The 20,209-nt window shown below is 63.9% G+C and carries 16 protein-coding genes and 1 pseudogene; 8 read left to right on the plus strand and 9 right to left on the minus strand.

The window, feature by feature from the left end; translation table 11 throughout:
- The 6 genes from DOD19_RS11805 to groES all read right to left on the minus strand — a co-directional run bounded on the left by DOD19_RS11805 (position 1) and on the right by groES (position 6,495).
- Positions 1–1,245, minus strand: a complete 1,245-nt coding sequence (locus DOD19_RS11805) for a Tad domain-containing protein (RefSeq protein WP_112185634.1) — start codon at positions 1,243–1,245, stop codon at positions 1–3.
- A 221-nt stretch (positions 1,246–1,466) separates the two neighbouring features.
- Positions 1,467–1,913, minus strand: a complete 447-nt coding sequence (locus tag DOD19_RS11810) for a GtrA family protein (RefSeq protein WP_024976456.1) — start codon at positions 1,911–1,913, stop codon at positions 1,467–1,469.
- 119 nt (positions 1,914–2,032) lie between these two features.
- On the minus strand, positions 2,033–3,118 hold the full coding sequence (locus tag DOD19_RS11815; RefSeq protein WP_024976457.1) for a M48 family metallopeptidase: 1,086 nt from the start codon (positions 3,116–3,118) through the stop codon (positions 2,033–2,035).
- Positions 3,119–3,144: 26 nt separating this feature from the next.
- On the minus strand, positions 3,145–4,218 hold the full coding sequence (locus DOD19_RS11820) for a YjgN family protein (protein WP_112185636.1): 1,074 nt from the start codon (positions 4,216–4,218) through the stop codon (positions 3,145–3,147).
- Between the two features lie 238 nt (positions 4,219–4,456).
- Positions 4,457–6,100: a chaperonin GroEL gene (gene groL, locus DOD19_RS11825; RefSeq protein WP_024976459.1), complete on the minus strand. Its 1,644-nt coding sequence runs from the start codon at positions 6,098–6,100 to the stop codon at positions 4,457–4,459.
- A 104-nt stretch (positions 6,101–6,204) separates the two neighbouring features.
- Complete coding sequence (gene groES, locus DOD19_RS11830) at positions 6,205–6,495, minus strand: co-chaperone GroES (protein ID WP_004629730.1); 291 nt, start codon at positions 6,493–6,495, stop codon at positions 6,205–6,207.
- A 1,117-nt stretch (positions 6,496–7,612) separates the two neighbouring features.
- Here groES and dapA point away from each other — a divergent pair.
- From dapA to DOD19_RS27910, 8 genes and pseudogenes are all read left to right on the plus strand, one after another.
- A complete protein-coding gene (dapA, locus tag DOD19_RS11840) occupies positions 7,613–8,509 on the plus strand; it encodes a 4-hydroxy-tetrahydrodipicolinate synthase (RefSeq protein ID WP_112185640.1) in 897 nt (298 codons plus the stop codon).
- A 30-nt stretch (positions 8,510–8,539) separates the two neighbouring features.
- Positions 8,540–9,709, plus strand: coding sequence for an iron-containing alcohol dehydrogenase (locus DOD19_RS11845; protein WP_112185642.1), 1,170 nt, complete (start codon positions 8,540–8,542; stop codon positions 9,707–9,709).
- Complete coding sequence (gene pdxA, locus DOD19_RS11850) at positions 9,706–12,018, plus strand: 4-hydroxythreonine-4-phosphate dehydrogenase PdxA (RefSeq protein ID WP_112185643.1); 2,313 nt, start codon at positions 9,706–9,708, stop codon at positions 12,016–12,018. Before DOD19_RS11845 ends, pdxA begins: the two co-directional genes overlap by 4 nt.
- Before the next feature lie 121 nt (positions 12,019–12,139).
- Positions 12,140–13,570, plus strand: a complete 1,431-nt coding sequence (locus tag DOD19_RS11855; protein WP_112185645.1) for a sodium:solute symporter family protein — start codon at positions 12,140–12,142, stop codon at positions 13,568–13,570.
- A gap of 34 nt (positions 13,571–13,604) precedes the next feature.
- Positions 13,605–14,780 carry a sialidase family protein gene (locus DOD19_RS11860; RefSeq protein WP_112185646.1) on the plus strand — a complete coding sequence of 392 codons (1,176 nt, stop codon included), beginning with the start codon at positions 13,605–13,607 and terminating at the stop codon, positions 14,778–14,780.
- A 63-nt stretch (positions 14,781–14,843) separates the two neighbouring features.
- Positions 14,844–15,608, plus strand: a complete 765-nt coding sequence (locus tag DOD19_RS11865) for a DeoR/GlpR family DNA-binding transcription regulator (protein WP_112185648.1) — start codon at positions 14,844–14,846, stop codon at positions 15,606–15,608.
- Positions 15,609–15,610: 2 nt separating this feature from the next.
- Positions 15,611–16,318, plus strand: a complete 708-nt coding sequence (locus DOD19_RS11870) for an SDR family oxidoreductase (RefSeq protein WP_112185650.1) — start codon at positions 15,611–15,613, stop codon at positions 16,316–16,318.
- Positions 16,319–16,528: 210 nt separating this feature from the next.
- Positions 16,529–16,708 (plus strand): annotated as a pseudogene (locus DOD19_RS27910) (IS481 family transposase); the annotation flags it as partial.
- Positions 16,709–16,906: 198 nt separating this feature from the next.
- Here the strand turns inward: DOD19_RS27910 and DOD19_RS11875 are convergent.
- Genes DOD19_RS11875 through DOD19_RS11885 form a run of 3 tightly spaced genes read right to left on the minus strand, consistent with a single transcriptional unit; the run spans position 16,907 to position 20,133 of the window.
- Complete coding sequence (locus DOD19_RS11875; RefSeq protein WP_112185652.1) at positions 16,907–17,908, minus strand: transketolase family protein; 1,002 nt, start codon at positions 17,906–17,908, stop codon at positions 16,907–16,909.
- A complete protein-coding gene (locus DOD19_RS11880) occupies positions 17,905–18,756 on the minus strand; it encodes a transketolase (RefSeq protein WP_112185654.1) in 852 nt (283 codons plus the stop codon). The genes DOD19_RS11875 and DOD19_RS11880 overlap by 4 nt, the downstream gene beginning before the upstream one ends.
- Before the next feature lie 51 nt (positions 18,757–18,807).
- On the minus strand, positions 18,808–20,133 hold the full coding sequence (locus tag DOD19_RS11885) for an MFS transporter (protein ID WP_112185656.1): 1,326 nt from the start codon (positions 20,131–20,133) through the stop codon (positions 18,808–18,810).
- Positions 20,134–20,209: the final 76 nt, after the last annotated feature.

Here is a 20,209-nt window from a genome sequence, read left to right on the forward strand (position 1 = left end):
CTACTGCACCAATGCTGGAACCAAGGGGCCCTTGCTGCCGCCCGCCAGGCCACTGGGTGAACACGGGCTGCTGGTGCCCCCTGCGTTGCCCAGGAACTCAAACTGCGGCGTGTTGTGGACACCGTCAATGGGCTGCAACATCAGCATGCAGGCGTAGTCGATGATCTTTGACGCGGATGAGATGACGGGTACTAGGACAACGCGCCGATTCACCCCATAGGTGGCCAAATCGCCACTGTTCCCGCTGGTGGCGAGGCTCTTGTAGCCGCCCTTGACGTTGAGCCCGGTGATCTTGTCGCCGCCGGTGACACTCGTCCCGGTATCGTCGTAGTTGGCATAGGCAAGCCGTTTGCTCTTGAAATTGGCAGCGCTCTTGTCAGAGCCCGCAGCAGGTGTGCCGCTGTAGGCGTTCTGCGGCACCGTGTTCGTCCAATTGGTCGACGTATAGGAGTAGCCCGTGAAATCCGGCTGCAGTTGCGACGCGTTTGACTTGTTCTTGTAGATGCCAAAGCGCCCGTTCCAGTTGTCGTCAACTGAGACCTTCGCACCAGGTGTCCCCAACTGATCACCGATCTTGGAATTGCAATAGCCCTGATCCATTTCGGTTTTCGTCTCGTTGGCATTGGTGGAGCCGTCGAGGTTGTACCAACCCATCTCACCCGGTGTAGTGGACCCGCCGGAGTACAGCATGCTGACCCACTCACCGATCTGGAAACCATAGTTGGGAGCCGTACCCCCGGATTTTGGGATCAGGGCCACTGGAATGGGGCACGTGCTCTGCGCATGTACACGCGTGGCCACCGCCAGCGCAGCAACGGCATTGCTGGTAGCACCACCAACGAACTTGATCAGGCGTGCCGTGATCCCGCTCTTGGTATGCGTGCACTTGACATAGCTCGACGAACTCGACGCCACGCCGGCCGCGCTGTAGGTGCCGTTCAGTGCCGTGCTGAACGTGACATCCGCGTTCGCCAACGATGCGGACGATGCTTGGTAGACGACGCGGTTGGCGTTGCCCGCTGTCAGCCCCGCATTCGTTGCCCGAGTCAGTGCATCCGATGCACCATCCAGTTCCTGCGCCGCTGACAAGGCACAGCTATCCACCGCTGACTGAAGCTCCGTCTTGGCCACGAACAAGCCACTCAAGTCGATGACCAGGCCTGCCATTCCCAGCAACACGGCAAGGGTCAAGCCGACCATTGGGAGCACCGCCCCTCGTTCTCTCTGTTTGGTATGCGCGCGCATATGCCTTCGCCTCCGCCGGTGTGAGTGGCTATCGGGCGTTGTACTGACTACCTGCCGCGGCTCGCCGGTCGCTTGCAGATTTCCCCGTCCCTTATCGTCAGTTGTAGCCGCCACAGACGCAGTCCGAAACTGGCCGTAGGTATGATTCAGCGATGAAACGCGAAGCCGCTTGGTGGCTTGCATTGCGGGCGGTTTGTGCAGGCAGCCCATGTTGCCCTCCGCTAGCGGAACGTCCAGAACCGATGCAATAAAAAGGTGAGCGGCGGCACCACCGACAAGATCGCCGCAAGCCCGACCCAGTAGCTCAGGCCCAACGTCTGGGCTAGCCACGAGATCGCAAGCGTCAGCGCCAAGCAGAGCAGCGAGACGGCGTAGAAGCGCAAGAAGTTCGCGCGTCCCGGCTTGGCCGAGAAGCTCCACAGCGCGTTGAGCAGGTACGAGCAGACGTTGGCGCAGATGAACGCAACGCCGTTGGCCGTCACCTGAGAGGCAGAAAAACCGTTGATGAGCGTGGTGGCGATGGCAACATGCATGCCGGTGGCCACAACACCGGAGACCCCGAAGCGGAACACGCGGGTCACCATCGTGCGGTCCGGCAACCGCCGCACAAGCGTGGGCGGCAGCACACCCGCCAATGCGTTCATGACGCCCGATTCAGCGTGTCGCATGATGTCCCCCCGTCCCTCTGTCACCATTCTTGGTGGCCCGAGGCAGGGGGGAAATCGATCAAACGGATGACGAAGCAGCCGGGAATTAGACGAGCGTGACGAGCGGAGTGCGTGACGCGTCAGTCCGCGTCGCCGTTGTCACTGCCGCCGTGCGTGCGGTCAAAGCGGCGCAGCGTGTCGATGCGCTCGCGCGTCAGCGGGTGAGACGAGAAGAACGCCGAGGCATCGTCATCGCTGGCGGCGTCGGCCTTCTTCGTGGCATCGGCCTTGCGCGTGCCGCCATGCGTGTCTTCCAGCGCCTGCAGCACGTCGGCAAACGCACCGACGGACAAGCCGTTCTCCTGCAGCAGCAACGCGGCATAGTGGTCGGCGTCGCGCTCGTAGTCACGCGAATAGCGCAGCGTCAGCAGCGCCGCCGGCACGCCTGACAGAATGGTCGAAACATCGCCAAACAGCAGCGCCGCCGTGGCTCCAATGGCCGACGACTGAATCACCTGCCGCAGCCCGTGGCGATATTCAACGTGACCTGCCTCGTGCGCCAGCACACCCGTCAGGCCATCGCCCTCACCCACCAGCTTGACCAGCGCGTCAGTCACGACAATGTCGCCGCCGGGCAGCGCAAAGGCATTGGCGCCGATGTCGGCATCACGAAAAACAATGTGATACGTGTGCGTGGCCTGCGGCGGCCTGTGCAGGGCGGCAAACCGTGCACGGATGCGGTCTTGCTGCGCGGCGGGCAGCTTGCTGGGCCGGAGCCAGCGCTCGTCCATGGCTTTCAGCGTGCTGCGCCCGAGCTGTGCCTCGGCGCGCTGCGGCACCATATTGGCCACCACCTTGGCGCCCCACGGCAAGCCGTAGCGATAGCCCAGCGCCAGCACCACCACCATGGCCAGCAGCGAGCCCAGCGCCAGCTTCCAGCTGTTCTGCGCCAGCACGACCCAGCCCTCGCGATAGCCGGTGCGATGCAGCAGCGCGTTCAGCGATGCCTGCTCCGCCGGGTCGGTGATCTCGCAAAACGCACCGTCCTCGAACGTAATCAAGCGCGGTGCATGCTTCACGCGCTCCGACACCCGCAGCGTAGAGAGCGGCGCGCGGCGCAGCGCCGTGCCCTCCGCGTCGAACAGCACCGCCTCGCCCGCCTCGACGGCAAGGCGCACGGGTTGCGCCCGCGAGGTACGGCCGTCGAAGTAGGTCGCGATAATCACAGGGGTTGCCTTTGCCTGCAGCGCGCTTACAGCGCGATGTCGATGTCGTACCAGTCCACCGTGGCGTCGCCCAGGGCGCTCACCTTGGTGGTCTCGCCAGCAACGAAGGTGTCGAGTGAGCCCGACGCAAACATCGTCACGGATTCGAGCTTGTAGCGTGCAGTACGCACCCGTGCAAAGGGCGTGAACAGGCCGACGGTGATCACGATCATCACGGCGTTCGACACGAAGATCCAGAACAGCTTGCCTGCACCGACCTGGCTCTGAAAGCGGTGCGCGCCCAGCGTCGTGTTGCTCCACACCAGGTTCTGCAGGCGCGACAGAACGTACGGGGTCAGGAACAGCATCGCCGCATACATGAACAACCCGATGACGATGAAGCCGAAGATCTGACCTATGCCCGGCGCGCGATGGAACGACACCCCCAGCAACAGCGACAGCACACCAGCCACCACGACGGCGAGCACCGCCAGCCCGAAGGTGCGCAGATACACGCCGTAGAAGTTGCCCGGCGTGCCCGAGAAATCAAACGATGCGGTACCGAAGCGCGTGTTCTTGTGTTGGAAACGCTTGAAGCGCTGATGCGCCAGCGGCGCCAGCAGGTAGAGCGAAAACACGCTTAGGATCGGCCACACCAGGAACACCATGTAGCCCTCGGCATCCTTGCCAGTAAAGGCGAAGCGCAGGCCGCGATAGCTGGAATTGGCCATACGGAAACGCAGCGAGCGCACGAGCAGCCACGGAAACGCAGCGGCCATCAGTGCAAGCAGCGCCAGCCCCAGCAGCGGCGACGAATGGCCCAGGAGGTTGAACGCAAGCGCCAGTACGAAAATGATCGCGCGGCCCTTCAGAATGGCGATCGGGCTGCCGTGATAGTCGAAGCTCGAACCGGCCAGCTGCGTGTTGCGATAGAAATACTGCAACGTGCGCACCTTCGCCCAGGCCGAGTAGATGCCCAGCGTAACGATGGTCAGCAGCAGATTGACGATCCAGATGCGAAAGTATTCGGAGCCACTGCCGATAAAGCGCAGTCGCAAGGGCTGCGGCGCAGCCGGAGCGGGGGCGCTGCCCAGGACGGACTCGCGTGCGATGTCGTTCATCTGTTTTCCCTTCCCTGAGTTGTTGTCGTGCCCGCTTCAGGACGCTGATCGCTTATCGACACTTAACGACGCTGAGGCTCGCGGGTGGGCCGATTGTAGCGAAGCCCACTGCATTGCAGCGTTAACGCCGTCTTAACAAAGCAGGCAACAAAAAACCCCGCGGGCTCGCACCCACGGGGTTTTTTGCTTGGAACAGCCATCCCGAAAGATGGCCGGGCCAGGTTGCCGAACAGGCAAATTACATCATGCCGTCCATGCCGCCCATGCCACCCATGCCGCCCGGCATTGCCGGAGCTGCATCGTCCTTCGGCAGTTCTGCCACGGCGCAATCCGTGGTCAGCATCAGCGAAGCGACCGAAGCGGCGTTCTGCAGCGCGGTGCGGGTCACCTTGGTCGGGTCCAGCACGCCCATCTCCACCAGGTCACCGTACTCGCCGGTCGAAGCGTTGTAGCCGTAGTTGCCCTGGCCGGCGATGACGTTGGCCACCACCACCGAAGCCTCGTCGCCAGCGTTCGTGACGATCTGACGCAGCGGCTCTTCCATGGCGCGCAGCACGATCTTGATACCGGCGTCTTGGTCAGGGTTGGCACCCTTCAGGCCGGAGATCAGCGCACGGGCGCGCAGCAGTGCAACACCGCCGCCAGCCACGATACCTTCTTCCACGGCAGCGCGCGTTGCGTGCAGAGCATCTTCCACGCGGGCCTTCTTTTCCTTCATTTCGACTTCGGTGGCAGCGCCAACCTTGATCACAGCAACACCGCCGGCCAGCTTGGCCACGCGCTCTTGCAGCTTCTCACGGTCGTAGTCCGAGGTCGCTTCTTCGATCTGGGCACGCACTTGCTTCACGCGGGCTTCGATGTTGCGGGCGTCGCCTGCGCCATCGATGATCGTGGTGTTTTCCTTGCCGATTTCAACGCGCTTGGCTTGGCCCAGGTCGTTCAGGGTTGCCTTTTCCAGCGTCAGGCCGACTTCTTCAGCGATGACTTGGCCGCCCGTCAGGATGGCGATGTCTTCCAGCATGGCCTTGCGGCGGTCGCCGAAGCCCGGTGCCTTGACGGCGGCGGTCTTCAGGATGCCACGGATGTTGTTGACCACCAGCGTTGCCAGGGCTTCGCCTTCAACGTCTTCAGCGATGATCAGCAGCGGACGGCCAGCCTTGGCGACTTGTTCCAGCACCGGCAGCAGGTCGCGGATGTTGCTGACCTTCTTGTCGAACAGCAGCACGAACGGGTTGTCCAGCTGGACAACTTGCTTTTCCGGGTTGTTGATGAAGTACGGCGACAGGTAGCCGCGGTCGAACTGCATGCCTTCCACGACGTCCAGCTCGTCGGCCAGCGACTTGCCGTCTTCCACCGTGATCACGCCTTCCTTGCCGACCTTGTCCATGGCTTCAGCGATGCGCTGGCCGATGGATTCGTCGCTGTTGGCCGAGATGGCGCCAACTTGAGCGATTTCCTTGCTGGTGGTCGTCGGCTTGCTGATCTTCTTCAGTTCTTCGACGGCAGCGCCGACAGCCTTGTCGATGCCGCGCTTCAGGTCCATCGGGTTCATGCCGGCGGCAACGTACTTCATGCCTTCGCGCACGATCGACTGAGCCAGCACCGTTGCGGTGGTGGTGCCGTCACCGGCGTTGTCGCTGGTCTTGGAAGCGACTTCCTTGACCATTTGCGCGCCCATGTTCTGCAGCTTGTCCTTCAGCTCGATTTCCTTGGCGACCGACACACCGTCCTTGGTCACGGTCGGGCCACCGAAGCTGCGCTCCAGCACCACGTTACGGCCCTTCGGGCCCAGGGTCACCTTGACTGCGTTGGCGAGAATGTTCACGCCTTCGACCATCTTGGCACGTGCGGCGTCGCCGAACACTACGTCTTTAGCTGCCATCTTGAGAATCTCCGAGATCTTTGGATGTTGCCTACACCGGGGGAATCCGCCGGGCAGACAATGAGGATTGGTTTACTGGTAAGCCGATGCGACAGAGCGCCCGCTTACTTCGCCACCACGGCCATGATGTCTTCTTCGCGCATGACCAGGACTTCCTGACCATCCACCTTGACGCCTTGGCCGGCGTACTTGCCGAATAGCACGCGGTCGCCGACCTTCACGTCCAGCGCGATCGCATTGCCCTTATCGTCTTTCTTGCCCGGACCGACGGCCAGCACTTCGCCTTGATCCGGCTTTTCAGCGGCGGCGTCAGGAATGACGATGCCCGAAGCGGTCTTCGTTTCGTTGTCCAGGCGCTTCACGATCACGCGATCATGCAAGGGACGCAGGTTCATACAAACTCCTCAATGCAAAGTGAGTGTTTATTCACAAAACGCGCCGCGGGACGCGGCGCATCGGGAAAGCATCGGGGGTGGAGGCATTGTTAGCACTCCTGCCCGGCGAGTGCTAATTATAGGGACGGGGTATTACGATTTCAAGAAGGGGGGGCGGCTGATGTCGAGATTCACTCAACGCTGAACTTTGTTCACTCAACTCTGAACTCCATCGCGCCCTCGCTCGACCTCTCCCCGGAGAATCCCTTTTCCATCAATAGGTTGTTGGATGTGGCGTGGCCGAGACTGACCCGCAATAGAACAGCGGAACGCACTAGGAAAGAAGCTCTGGCAAGCTCAGCAACCTTTTCGGAAAGTCATTTTGTGCATCATGGCGCACAAGAAATATTCCCCTACACATCGAGCCCACGCGGGCCACCGACACTCGGGTAAACAAGGAGGCCCAGCTCGGCCACTTTCCAGTTACCGCCCTCGGCAGCGCTTAGGTCTTACTCGCAGCCATCGCCGAGTGCGCTGACGCAAGACCAACAGAGAGCACTGGATGTGTCCGAGATATGCGTGCGGGAGGCCTGGAGCAATACCACGGCCGAACCGTGGCACCTGATCGCGGTTCGAAGCATTGCCCAGCTTGTGAGGGTGATGACGTTTGACCCGGAGGGCGCGTACGCCCATGTCATGGAGGGGCTAGCTGCAAGGGTGACGACGACGGATCAGGCCCGACCTTTGATCACCACGCTGATCCAGATCAGCCAGCGCGGGATTGCCTGCTTTCATTCCCGGACTGCGCGGTAGTCCACCCCACGCCCATACGCGCCTGCGTAAATCAGCTGCCGAACAGGATTGCCTGGGCGAGCCAAGTGTGACTGATTCGATCAAAAATTAGCCGTACCCTCAGAGCATGCCGCTTCACCCAGGTCCAAAAGCAGTACTGAAAGCGCACGAGACGGCGCCCGCTCGGCTTCCACACAGCGGAGCAAGATCAGGGTAAACATTGATCGATTCGGTCATTTTGTGGATTACAATGACTGAACCGATCGATGCCAGAGGTATTCACCGTGCATCCCTCCGGTCCAAGCTGACCCACGGGCCACCGGCCCACCACACAAGGATGTGCAACATGACCGCGTCGTTCAAAGGGATCGTCCCAGCTCTGATTACCCCGATGACCCTGACGGAAGACGTGGATGAAAACGGTTTGCGCGTGCTGGTCGATCGTCTAATCGATGCGGGCGTCCACGGCCTCTTCGTGCTCGGCACCAACGGCGAATTCATCGCGCTGAGCGAAGAAGAGAAGCTGCGCATTGCCCGCATTACCGTCGAGCAGGCGCGCGGCCGCGTGCCCGTGGTGGCCGGCACCGGCGCCTATGCCACGCGTGACGTGATCGCGCTCAACCACAAGATGCAGGACGTGGGTGTGGATGCCGTGTCCGTCATCACGCCGTACTTCAACGGCGCCACGCAGCCCGAACTGTTTGCGCACTACGAGCAGATCGCGCGCGCCACGTCGCTGCCGATCCTGCTGTACACGATTCCGGCCAAGGCCGGCGTGACGCTGACCGTCGACACCGTGCGCCGGCTGGCGGATATCCCGAACATCCGCGCCATCAAGGACAGCGGCGGCGATTTCGACCGCCTGCTGCAACTGATCAACCTGCGCCGCGACGACTTTGCCGTGTTCACCGGCACCGATTCAATGATCCTGTGGACGCTGATTGCCGGTGGCGATGGCGCTGTAGCTGCCACCACCAACGCCGTGCCGCACGTGGTGATGTCGATCTGGAATCAATTCCAGGCAGGCAACATCCCGGCCGCACGCGCCGCACAGGAATCGCTGCGTGCGCTGCGCGATGCGTTTGCGCTCGGCACCATGCCCGTGGTGCTCAAGACCGCCGCCGAGATGCTCGGCATGCCCGCCGGCCCAGCACGCTCGCCGGCCAAACCGCTCGACGCCAAGAGCCGCGAACGCTTGGCCGAAGCCCTTGCCATCTATCGCGCCGCACTGAACGTCGCCTGAGCCTCGTCCGCCCCCACACCGTCAAACGTCATGTCCCAGACCTATCACTTCCAGACCGTCAAGCACATCGTCCACGGCGCCGGCAGCCTGGCGCTGCTGCCCGAGAAGCTCGCTCTGCTCGACGTATCCGTCAAGCGCATCGCCCTCATCACGCAGCCGGTGATGGAACAGAACGGCGTGATCGGCCGTGTGGTGGAAGCGCTGGCCGCACGCGACGTGGAAGCGTGCATCGTGCGCGGCGTCGAACCCGAACCGACCATTGAGAACGTCGAGACCGTCTTCCGCGAGCAGATCGCACCGTTCGCCCCGGACGCAATCCTGTCGACCGGCGGCGGCAGCGTGCTCGATGCAGCCAAGCTGTTTGCGGTGCGCCTGACCAATGACCAGCCGCTGCGCGAATGGCTCGGCATTGACCTGATTCAGCGCCCGGGCATCCCGCTCGTCCTGGTGCCGACCACCGCGGGTACTGGTTCGGAAGTCACACCCAATGCCATCGTCACGCTGCCCGATGAAGAACTGAAGGTGGGCATCGTCAGCCGGCACCTGCTCCCACAGCTAGTCATCCTCGATGCAGAGCTGACCTTCGACCTACCCAAGCCAATCACCGCCGCCACCGGCATCGATGCCTTCGTGCATTCGCTGGAGTCGTACATCTCGACCAAGGCCAACCCGGTGAGCGACATGTTTGCGATGGAGTCGATGCGGCTGATTGGCGGCAGCATTGTCGAGGCGTATCAGAACGGCCGCTCGGTCAAGGCACGCGAGGCGATGATGCTAGGTTCGATGTACGGCGGGCTGGCACTCACCGCTGCCGGCACGGCCGCTGTGCACGCGCTGGCGTATCCGCTGGGCGGCATGTTCGGCGTGACGCACGGCGTGGCCAACGCGATGCTGCTGCCCCACGTGATGGCCTTCAACAAAGACGCCGTCGTCGGGCGCCTGGCCAACGTGGCGCGCGCGCTCGATATCCGCCGCCACGATATGGACGACGAAACCGCCGCCGATGCCCTCATCGAGCGCCTGACCGAGTGGACCGACGTTGTGCAGATCCCGCAGGACCTGCGTCAGTTCGGCGTGTCCGAATCGCACCTGGACGTGCTGGCCGAGGCGGCCTCGAAGGTCAAGCGGCTGCTGAGCAACAATCCCAAGCCGCTGAGCCATGCGGACATCAAGGCCATCTACCAGCGCCTGCTGCCGTGAATACTTCCACCCAAACCGCCCCGAAGCTGCTGATCCTGGCCGACGACCTGTCGGGCGCCGCCGATTGCGCGGTGGCGGGCGTGCGTGCCGGATTGCGCAGCGCGGTCATGCTACGCGCCGATATTGGACACCCCATCGGGCATCCGACCAGCGCCGACGTCCTCGCACTGGACACCGACACGCGGCGCGCCAATGCCGTTGATGCGGCGGCCACGCAGGTGGCGGCATGGCATGCACTGGCCCGGCCAGCCACGCGGCTCTACAAGAAGATCGATTCGACCTTGCGCGGCAACGTCGCCGCTGAGGTGGCTGCACTCGCACCGCTCGCCGGCCTAGCCATCGTGGCGCCGGCGTTTCCGGCAGCGGGACGCACCACCCGCGACGGCCGCCAGTGGCTGCACGGCGTGGCCGTGGAAGACACCGAGGTGTGGCGCAACGAAAGCATCGGCGGCCGCGCCGATCTGCGCGAAATGCTGGAGCGCCAGGGCCTCCAGACCGCCGTGCTGACGCTTGACGACGTCCGCGCCGGTGCCGCCGCGCTGGCCGGTCGCTTGGCGGCACTCCAGGCGGACGGTGTGCAAGCCGTGGTGTGCGACGCCGAGACCGATGACGACCTCGCGCACATCGCCGAGACCTCCGTGCGGCTGGCACATGTGTTCTGGGTCGGCTCCGCCGGTCTGGCGCCCGCGCTGATTCGCGCGGCGGGGCTCGGCAGCGCCAACGCCGCTGTCGAAGGCGATGCGGCAACCGCAATCGCCGGGCCGGTGCTGACGGTGGTGGGCAGCATGTCCAGCGTGTCCCATGCGCAGGCGTCGGAATTGAAGGCCGCTGCCGGTGCGCGCCTGCTGTCGCTGGAACTGCCCGTGGAAGCGCTCGACACACCGCAGGCGGACATCACCCAGACCGTCATCGATGCGCTGTGCGAAGGCCGCGACGTGCTGGTCACGCTCAGCCAAACCACGCGCGGCAACAGCGCCGACGGCCTGCACTTCTGCCGCCGCCTCGCCACGTTGCTGGCGCCGGCCCTGCCGCATGCCGGCGGGTTGATCGCCACCGGTGGCGAAACCGCTCGCGCCGTGTTGTCGACCGCCGGTATCGACGCGCTGCAACTGACCGATGAAATCGAACCGGGCCTGCCGTTGCTGCACGCCCGACTCATTGGCGTCGGCCGCGTGCTGCCGGTCGTCACCAAAGCGGGTGGCTTCGGTGCACCCGGCTCCCTGCTTGCCGCCTGGCAACGGTTGATCGAAGCCGCCGCCAGCACCCCACCCAAAGGAACTCACACAATGACCTATCGTCCTGTCATCGGCATCACCATGGGCGATGCCGCCGGTGTCGGCCCCGAGATCATCATGAAGGCGCTCACGCACCGCGCGGTGTACGAGCAATGCCGACCTCTGGTGATTGGCGACACGGCACGACTGCGCGATGCCGCCCAACGTACCGGCGTGGCACTGGAAGTTCGCTCGATCGAGCGCCCTGCCGATGCCGCCTTCCGCTACGGCGTAGTGGACTGCATCGACCTCGGCCTCATCCCTGCCGACCTGCCCTACGGCAAGCTCTCTCCCATCGCGGGCGATGCCGCGTATCAGTACATCGCCCGCACCGTCGAGCTGACGTCCGCTGGCGAACTGGATGCCATCTGTACCGCGCCGCTGAACAAGGAAGCGCTGCACGCCGGCGGCCACATCTTCCCGGGCCACACCGAAATGCTGGCGCACCTGACCGGCATCGATGAAGTTTCGATGATGCTCGTGGCGCCCAACCTGCGCGTGATCCACGTGACGACCCATATCGGGCTGCTCGACGCCATCCGCCGCATCGAGCCGGGCCTGGTCCAGCGCACCATTGAACGCGCGCACGCCACGCTGGTACGCGCCGGCATCGAGAACCCGCGCATCGGTGTCTGCGGCATCAACCCGCATGCTGGAGAGAACGGCCTCTTCGGCCACGGCGAGGAAGAGGAAAAGATCATCCCTGCCGTGCAAGTGCTGCAGACGCGCGGCTGGCGCGTGGAGGGCCCCCTGCCCGCCGATACGTTGTTTTTCCGTGCCGGCCGCGGCGACTTTGACGTGGTGGTCGCGATGTACCACGACCAGGGCCACGGCCCCGTCAAGGTGATGGGGCTGGAGGCCGGTGTGAATGTCACCGTGGGCCTGCCGGTGATCCGCACTTCGGTTGACCACGGCACCGCCTTCGACATTGCCGGCAAGGGCATCGCCGATGAACGCAGCATGCTCGAAGCCTTCCGCCAGGCCTGCGAACTCGCCACCCGACACGACGATCCGCAAGCCATCCGCGCGGCCTGAGGCTGAGGCTCCCCCGAACACCATGTAGCAACCAGCAATATCGCGCGCCCCCGCGCAAGGCCAGACCCGACGGACACACGCTGGGCCGGCCGGAGCACCCGCTCAAAATCAGGAGACAAAGATGACCTCGTTTTCGAACTGGGACACCACCATGATCATCGCCATGGTCGTGGTCTATATCGTGGTGACCAGCATCGCCAGCATCCGGCTGCGCAGCCGCAATTCCGAGCAGTTCATGGTGGCCGGGCGCTCGATGCCGGCTGTGGTGGTGGCCGTGCTGCTGATGTCGGAATACATCGGCGCGAAGTCGACGGTGGGTACGTCGCAGGAAGCGTTCAACGTGGGGATTGCCGCATCGTGGTCGGTGATCTCGGCGTCGATCGGCTTCCTGTTCTTCGGTCTGTTCATGGCCAAGCGGTTGTACGCATCGGGCCAGTTCACCATCTCGGGCTTCATTGCCAAGAAGTACGGCAACACGGCCAAGCTGGTGGTGTCGGCCATCATGATCTATTCGCTGCTGCTGGTGAACGTGGGCAACTACGTGAGCGGCGCGGCGGCCATCTCCACCGTCATGCACATCAACCTGCCGACGGCGGCCGTCATCACGGCCATCATCAGCACGATCTACTTCGTGTGGGGCGGGCTCAAGAGCGTGGCCTACCTGACCATCGTGCACAGCGCGGTCAAGGTGGTGGGCATCGGCATCATCGTCGCTGTGGCATGGAAGCTCTCGGGCGGCATCACGCCCATGGTGCAGACCATGCCGGAGCACTACTTCACCTGGAAGGGTGCGCTGTCCGGCGGCACCATCGGCGCGTGGATCATCGGTTCGGCCGGGGCGATCTTCTCCACCCAGTTCATCATTCAAGCCATTTCTTCTACCAAGAGCCCTGAAGCCGCCCGCTCGGCTTCGCTCATGGCGGCGGTGCTGTGCGTGCCGATCTCGATTGCGCTGGGCTTCATCGGCGTGGCCGCCAAGTATCTGTACCCGGGCATCAAGAGCCTGTATGCGCTGCCGGTCTTTCTGCAACACATGCATCCGCTGCTGGCCGGCGTGGTAACGACTTCGCTGGTGGCGTCGATCTTCGTGAGCGTGTGTACGGTGGCACTCGCCATTGCTTCGCTCATCGTGACCGACTTCTATGTGCCGCGCTATCGCCCGTCGGCCGAGCAGGAAATGCGCGTGACACGCTGGATCTCGCTGGCGGTGGGCGTGCTGCCACTGGTGTTCGTGCTGTTCGTGCCGCAAATCCTGGCGCTATCGTTCTTCACGCGGGCGCTGCGGCTGTCGGTGTCCATCGTTGCGCTCATCGGCATCTATCTGCCGTTCTTCAACAGCAGTCGTGGAGCCGTTTCTGGCCTGATCCTGGCCGCGATTGCAACCACCATCTGGTATCTGCTCGGCAACCCGTTCGGCGTCGACAACATGTACATCGCGCTCGTCACGCCCGCCCTCGTTCTGGTGGTCGAGAAGCTGCTCTTTCGCGCAGCTGAGCCTGCACAGGCCAGCGCACCCGTCGCCAACATCAAGCCAAACAACGCGGCGCATTGATCCCCAGACACCGAGCATTGAACTGAGACACAACATGACTGCCACCCTTCCGGCCTACGCCGCCTTCGATTCGAACGTGCGAGCCGCCTATACCGACGCAGAGCGCCGCGAAGCGTTCCTGCCCACACCTTGCGTGCAAAACCACGCGGCCAACCTGCACGCGCTGCCCAACGGCGACTTGCTGTGCGTGTGGTTTGGGGGCACGCAGGAAGGCATTCCCGATGTATCGATCTACCTGTCTCGGTTGGCGGCAGGCACCTCCGAATGGCAGCCTGCGACCAGGCTATCGGAAGACCCGACACGATCGGAGCAGAACCCGGTACTGTTCACCACACCCACCGGCGAACTCTGGCTGATCTACACCGCGCAGCTCTCCGGTCACCAGAACACGGCCATCGTGCGCCGGCGCATCTCGACCGACAACGGCCAGAGCTGGGGCCCGATCGAAACGCTGTTCGACCAAGCCGGCACCTTCGTGCGCCAGCCCATCGTCGTGCTCCCTGACGGCGCATGGGCCTGCCCCGTGTTCCTGTGCCGCACGCAACTAGGCGAACGCTGGGTCGGCAATGACGACATCAGTGCCGTCATGATCTCCGAAGACCATGGCCGCACCTGGAGCCGCCACGACGTGCCCGACAGCATCGGCTGCGTGCACATGAACGTGCAGACGCTGGCCGACGGCAGCCTGCTGGCGCTGTACCGCAGCCGCTGGGCAGATCACATCTACGCCAGCCGCTCGCAAGACGGGCGTACCTGGAGCGCACCACAGCCGACAACGCTACCCAACAACAATTCTTCGATCCAGTTTGTGGCGCTGCGTAACGGTCATCTCGCGCTGGTCTACAACGAGAGCAATGCCTCGCACAGCACCGGTCGACGCACCTCGCTGTACGACGACATTGAAGACGCCGAAGACCATGGCGAGCTGCGCGACCAGCAGGCATCCACGCGGGGCACCGCTTTCTGGGGCGCTCCGCGTGCGCCGCTGTCGCTGGCCGTCTCGGAAGATGGTGGCCACACCTGGCGCCGCCGCAACATTGAAATTGGCGACGGTTATTGCATGACCAACAATTCAGCCGACCAGCGCAACCGCGAGTATTCGTATCCCTCCATCGTGCAAGGGAACGACGGCGCATTGCACATCGCCTTCACCTATTTCCGCCAGCGCATCAAATACGTGACGGTTGACGAATCGTGGGTGCGCGGCTGACCTGGGCGGGGGCCAATTTGCTACAGTGGCTCCCCATCTGAGGCCGGTTGGAATTTTGCAGACATGAAAGTCACGAAGCGCCGCGAGGCCATGCTGAAAGCCGTGCTGGGCGGCATGAACGACGTCGCCACGCTGTGCGAGCACTTCGGTATGTCGGAAGCCACCGTGCGCCGCGACCTGCGCGCGCTCGCTTCCGATCGCCGCATCCTGCGCACTTACGGCGGCGCGGCGGCAGTCGGCTCGCACGAACCGGAAGCGCCGCTGGAAGAGCGCCGCACCAGCGCGCGCGAGCAGAAGGAGGCAATTGCCCGCCTGGCGCAAGCGCATATCGTCGACGGCGACACCATCTTCCTCGACGGCGGCACGACCACCGCGGCACTGGCGCGCCATCTGTCCGGCAAACAGATCCACGTTGTCACGAACAACTTGATGGTCGTGACATCGCTGCCGGCTGGCGGCATCCCCGTCACGCTCATCGGCGGTGATGTGCGCCCGTCGAGCATGAGCACGCTTGGGCCCCTCGCGCAGTTGTCGCTCGGCCGCGTGAGCGTCGACAAGGCATTTCTGAGCGCCGACGGCGTGGTGGCCACTAACGGCCTGTGTGAAGCGTCCGCCGATCAGGCGTATCTGAAGGAATGCGTGATCCGGCAGGCCGCGCAGGTGATCGTGCTGGCCACGGCAGACAAGCTCGGGCGCGCCAGCCAGCAGCACTGGACGCCCATCGAACGACCCTGGACGCTCATCACCGACAACGGTGCGTCGCCCGATCAACTGGAGCCATTCCACGAACGCGACGAGGTCGACGTGGAAATCGCCCCGCTGGAATAAGCATGCCAACCCACCCCGCACCGCAAGCCACTACCGCCCGTCATGCCTTGGTGACGGGAGCCTCGTCGGGCATTGGCCGCGCCATTGCAGTGCGCCTGCTGGCCGACGGCTGGCGTGTGACGGGCCTGTGCCGAACCGCCCCTGCCGAGCCGGTCAAGGGCTTGGAAATCGCACACGTGGATGTGACCGACTTCGAGCAGTTAGGCAAGGTGTGTGACAGCTTGGGCGCAGTCGACGCACTCGTGCATGCCGCTGGCTTCATGCGCACAGCGCCGTTGGGTGAGCTTTCCGCCGCCGATGGTGCGGCGATGTGGCGTGTGCATGTCGACGCCGCAGCCTTCCTCGCAGACAAGCTCGTGCCGCGCATGCCATCCGGCGGCCGCGTTCTTTTGATCGGTAGCCGCACCGCCAACGGCGCCCCAACGCGCAGCCAGTACGCGGCCTCCAAGGCGGCACTCGTTGGCATGGCGCGCTCGTGGGCCGCGGAGCTTGCACCACGCGGCATCACCGTCAACGTGATTGCGCCCGGCGCGACGGATACGCCGTTCCTGCACGACCCTGCACGCGCGCACACCCCACCACGCATGCCGCCCATCGGCCGGTTCATCGCGCCGGAGGAAGTGGCCGCCATGGCGGCATTCCTGGCAAGCGAATACGGTGGCGCCATCACCGGCCAGCAGATCGTGATGTGTGGCGGGGCTTCGTTGTAGCGCTGGCGTGCAGTTAGGAGATTACGCCAAAGCGGGGCAGACGCCCCAGGGTCGGTGTCGCCGTCGTCGTATGCCCACTCCTTGTTTTGATTTGAGGGGCTGGGCATGGAGGCCGTGGCCCGCGCGCCGGCGGAAGCACGAGGACAGGCCATGGGCGTGTAATCGTGGAGTTGACCGGAATGCACCACACGGGACACGCATCAAGCGGCCGGCCACCGCGTTATCAGCAACCACCACGACTCGGTGGACGGCGCGGGCTAGGAAATGCTCTTCGTGGCCGCAGATGCCCGCGCTCGCATCGCGTTCACAGCCACGCCCCCGGATAAGAGGAGGGTCAGCCCCGCGCAGTTCCTGCGTGACGCCGTTGCGTACTACGCTGGGGTTGGCATCCTCTGCCTCTGACGTTGGCTCTTGCGGCCAAATTCGATACAGAGCACTCCCCCGCTCGGCAGCGAGCAGGAGAGTGCTCTGATCAACGCGGCTGCCCTCAGCATCATTCGAAGCTGGCGGGACGCGAACCAGCCGACACTACCTCACCGCGGAACGCCCCAATGTGCCGCTGCCCGCTGGAGCGAGAGGTGCACTCTTTCAATCTAGCCAACCGCGAATGGTCGATGCCATGACGTTCGTGGAAATCCCATAGCGATCGTGCAGGGTGGGAAGTGCCCCGGCATCGAGAAATGCGTCCGGCAGCCCAACCTGGCGGAACGGCACGCAGACCCCAGCTCGCATCAAGGTGCCAGCAACCGCCTCGCCCAGGCCGCCGATCACGGTGTGGTTCTCTGCCACCACCACGAGCCGGCCCGAGAGTCGTGCCTCACGCAGGATCGTCTCGGTATCGAGCGGCTTGATCGTCGGCACGTGCAGCACGCCCACGCCAATGCCGTCGTCCTCCAGCGCCTTGGCCACTTCCAGCGCGCGCATCGTCATGATGCCGGACGAAATGACCAGCACTTCGGCGCCATCGCGCAGCAGCTTGGCCTTGCCCAGTTCGAACTGATAGCCGTATTCGTCAAGCACCACCGGCACGTTGCCGCGCAGCAGGCGCGCATAGACAGGCCCGGCATGCGCTGCAATGGCCGGCACCATCTGCTCGATCTCCAGCGCGTCGCACGGGTCGATGACGGTCATGTTGGGCATGGCACGCATCAGCGCCAGGTCTTCGGCGGCCTGGTGGCTCGGCCCGTAGCCAGTGGTCAGGCCGGGCAGCGCGCAGACGATCTTCACATCGAGGTTGTCTTCGGCAATCGTCTGGTGCATGAAGTCGTAGGCACGACGGGTGGCGAAGACAGCGTAGGTCGTCACAAACGGCTGGGCGCCTTCGTTAGCCAGCCCGGCGGCAGCGCCCATGAGCAGTTGCTCGGCCATGCCCATCTGGTAGTAGCGGTCGGGGAATTCCTTGGCGAAGATGTGCAGATCGGTGTACTTGCCCAGGTCTGCCGTCATGCCGACGACGTTCGGCTTCACGCGTGCCAGCTCGGCCAGCGCGTGGCCGAACGGCGCCGGGCGTGTTGCCTGGCCCTCGCCCGCAATGGAGGCGATCATTGCGGAGGTCTTCAGCTTGGGCTTGTTGATGACGGTGCTGCTCATGCGGTCCTCCCGGCTTCCAGTGCTTGCAGCGCGAGCTGCCATTCGTGCGCGTCAACGCGGATGAAGTGATTCTTTTCGCGCTGCTCCAGGAACGGAACACCGCAACCCATGCGGGTATCGCAAATGATCATGCGCGGCTGCGCACCCTTGTGTGCGCGCGCTGCGTCAAACGCGGCCTTCACCGCGTCGATGTCGTTGCCATCCACGCGTTGAGTGAACCAGCCGAACGCTTCGAGCTTGGGCAGCAGTGGCTCGAACGCCATGATCTGCGTCGACGGGCCGTCGGCCTGCTGATTGTTCACGTCCACCACGGCGATGAGGTTGTCCAGCTTCCAGTGCGCGGCGGACAGCAGGCCTTCCCACACGGCGCCTTCATCCAGCTCGCCATCTGAGAACAGCGTGTAGACGAACGCGTCGGAGCCCTTGCGTTTGAGGCCCAAGCAGCGGCCGACGGCAATCGTGAGCCCCTGGCCGAGTGAGCCACCGGACATTTCCATGCCGGGCGTATAGCTGGCCATGCCCGACATCGGCAGGCGGCTGTCGTCACTGCCGTACGTCTGCAGTTCTTCGGCGGGCAGGATGCCGGCTTCGAGCAACGCGGCGTACAGCGCGATCGCATAGTGGCCGTTGGAGAGCAGGAAGCGGTCGCGGCCTTCCCAGTCGGGGTCTTCGGGCCGATAGCGCATGGCGCCGAAGTAGGCGACGGCCAGCACGTCGGCAATGTCGAGCGCTTGCCCGATATAGCCCTGGCCCTGCACTTCGCCCATCAGCAGGGCGTTGCGGCGGATCCGGTAAGCGCGCTCGGCCAGAGGCAGAGCGTCGGTTGGGGGCAATGATGTGGAAGTCATGATGGTTCCTGTGATGAAGCGGGAAACACGGGGGCAGAGACAGTCAGCGCCTCAACGGTTGACGGTCTTTGCGGGCACGAAGAACACCAGCACGGCGCCAAGCACGATGGCTGAGGAGATGAAGATCAGGCCAGCCGTTGATTTACCCGTCAGGTCGTTGAGCCACCCGACGATGGCCGGCGAGAAGAACCCGGCAAGGTTGGCGAAGCAGTTGACCGCAGCGATGCCCGCAGCGGCGGACATGCCGCCCAGCATGGCGGTGGGCAACGACCAGAACTGCGACGACGAAGACAGGATCCCGGCGGCAGCAATGCTCAGGCACACCAGCGCAGCGCCCACGTTGCCAATCAGCGGCAGCGCGGCGAACCCGGCGGCGGCCACCAGCATCGGCACGGCAAGGTGCAGACGGCGCTCGCGGCGGCGGTCCGCGCTCATGCCAATCAACGGCAGCGCGACGATGGCGCAGATATACGGCACGGCGGTGAACACGCCCACCCACAGCGGATCAGCCACGCCAGCCTTGCGGATCAGGGTCGGCAGCCAGAACGTGAGCCCGTATTGGCCAAGCACCACGCAGAAGTAGATGGCGGCCAGCAGCCAGAGGCGGCGGTCTGCGATGAAGGCGCCCACCGAACCGTGAGCGGTCTTCTGTGCGTTGTCTCCGGCGACGTTGCGCTCAAGCAGCGCCTTTTCTGCGTCGGTCAGCCACTTGGCCTGGGCGATGCCGTTGTCCAGATAGAACAGGATGGCCACGCCCAGCAGCAGCGACGGCAGAGCTTCGATCAGGAACAGCCACTTCCAGCCGGACAGCCCTGCCACATCGTGAAAGGTGTGCAGGATGTAGCCCGACAGTGGTCCCCCGACGATGCCCGCGAGCGGAATCGCCATGAAGAACATCGACAATGCCTTGGCCCGGCGCTGCGACGGGAACCAGTACGTCATGTACAGGATGACGCCCGGCGCGAAGCCGGCTTCGGCCACCCCGAGCAGGAAGCGCAGCACGTAGAACGACGTCGGTGTGTTCACGAAGGCAAAAGCTGCAGAGATGACTGCCCACGTCAACATGATGCGTGCGAGCCAGTTGCGCGCGCCGACCTTGTGCAGGATCACATTGCTCGGCACTTCAAACAGGAAGTAGCCAAGAAAGAAGATGCCGGCACCCAGGCCGTACACCGTCTCGCTGAAACGCAGGTCGTTGAGCATCTGCAGCTTGGCGAACCCCACGTTGACGCGATCCAGGTAGGCACCCAGATAGCAGATCATCAGGAATGGAATGAGCCGGCGCGCGACCTTGGCATACGTGCGGGCTTCAAACGTGGCGGCATCGGCATGCGCCATCTCGTCGCCCGGCAGGGGCGATGCAAACTTCGTCGTCATGGTGTCTCCTACCATGTGCCCCGGGTGGGCCCGGGTGCATGTGTCTTGAAGAAGTCCACGGCCGGTGTACGTGCCG

The sequence above is a fragment of the Ralstonia sp. GX3-BWBA genome (assembly GCF_003290055.1).
Taxonomy (GTDB): domain Bacteria; phylum Pseudomonadota; class Gammaproteobacteria; order Burkholderiales; family Burkholderiaceae; genus Ralstonia; species Ralstonia holmesii.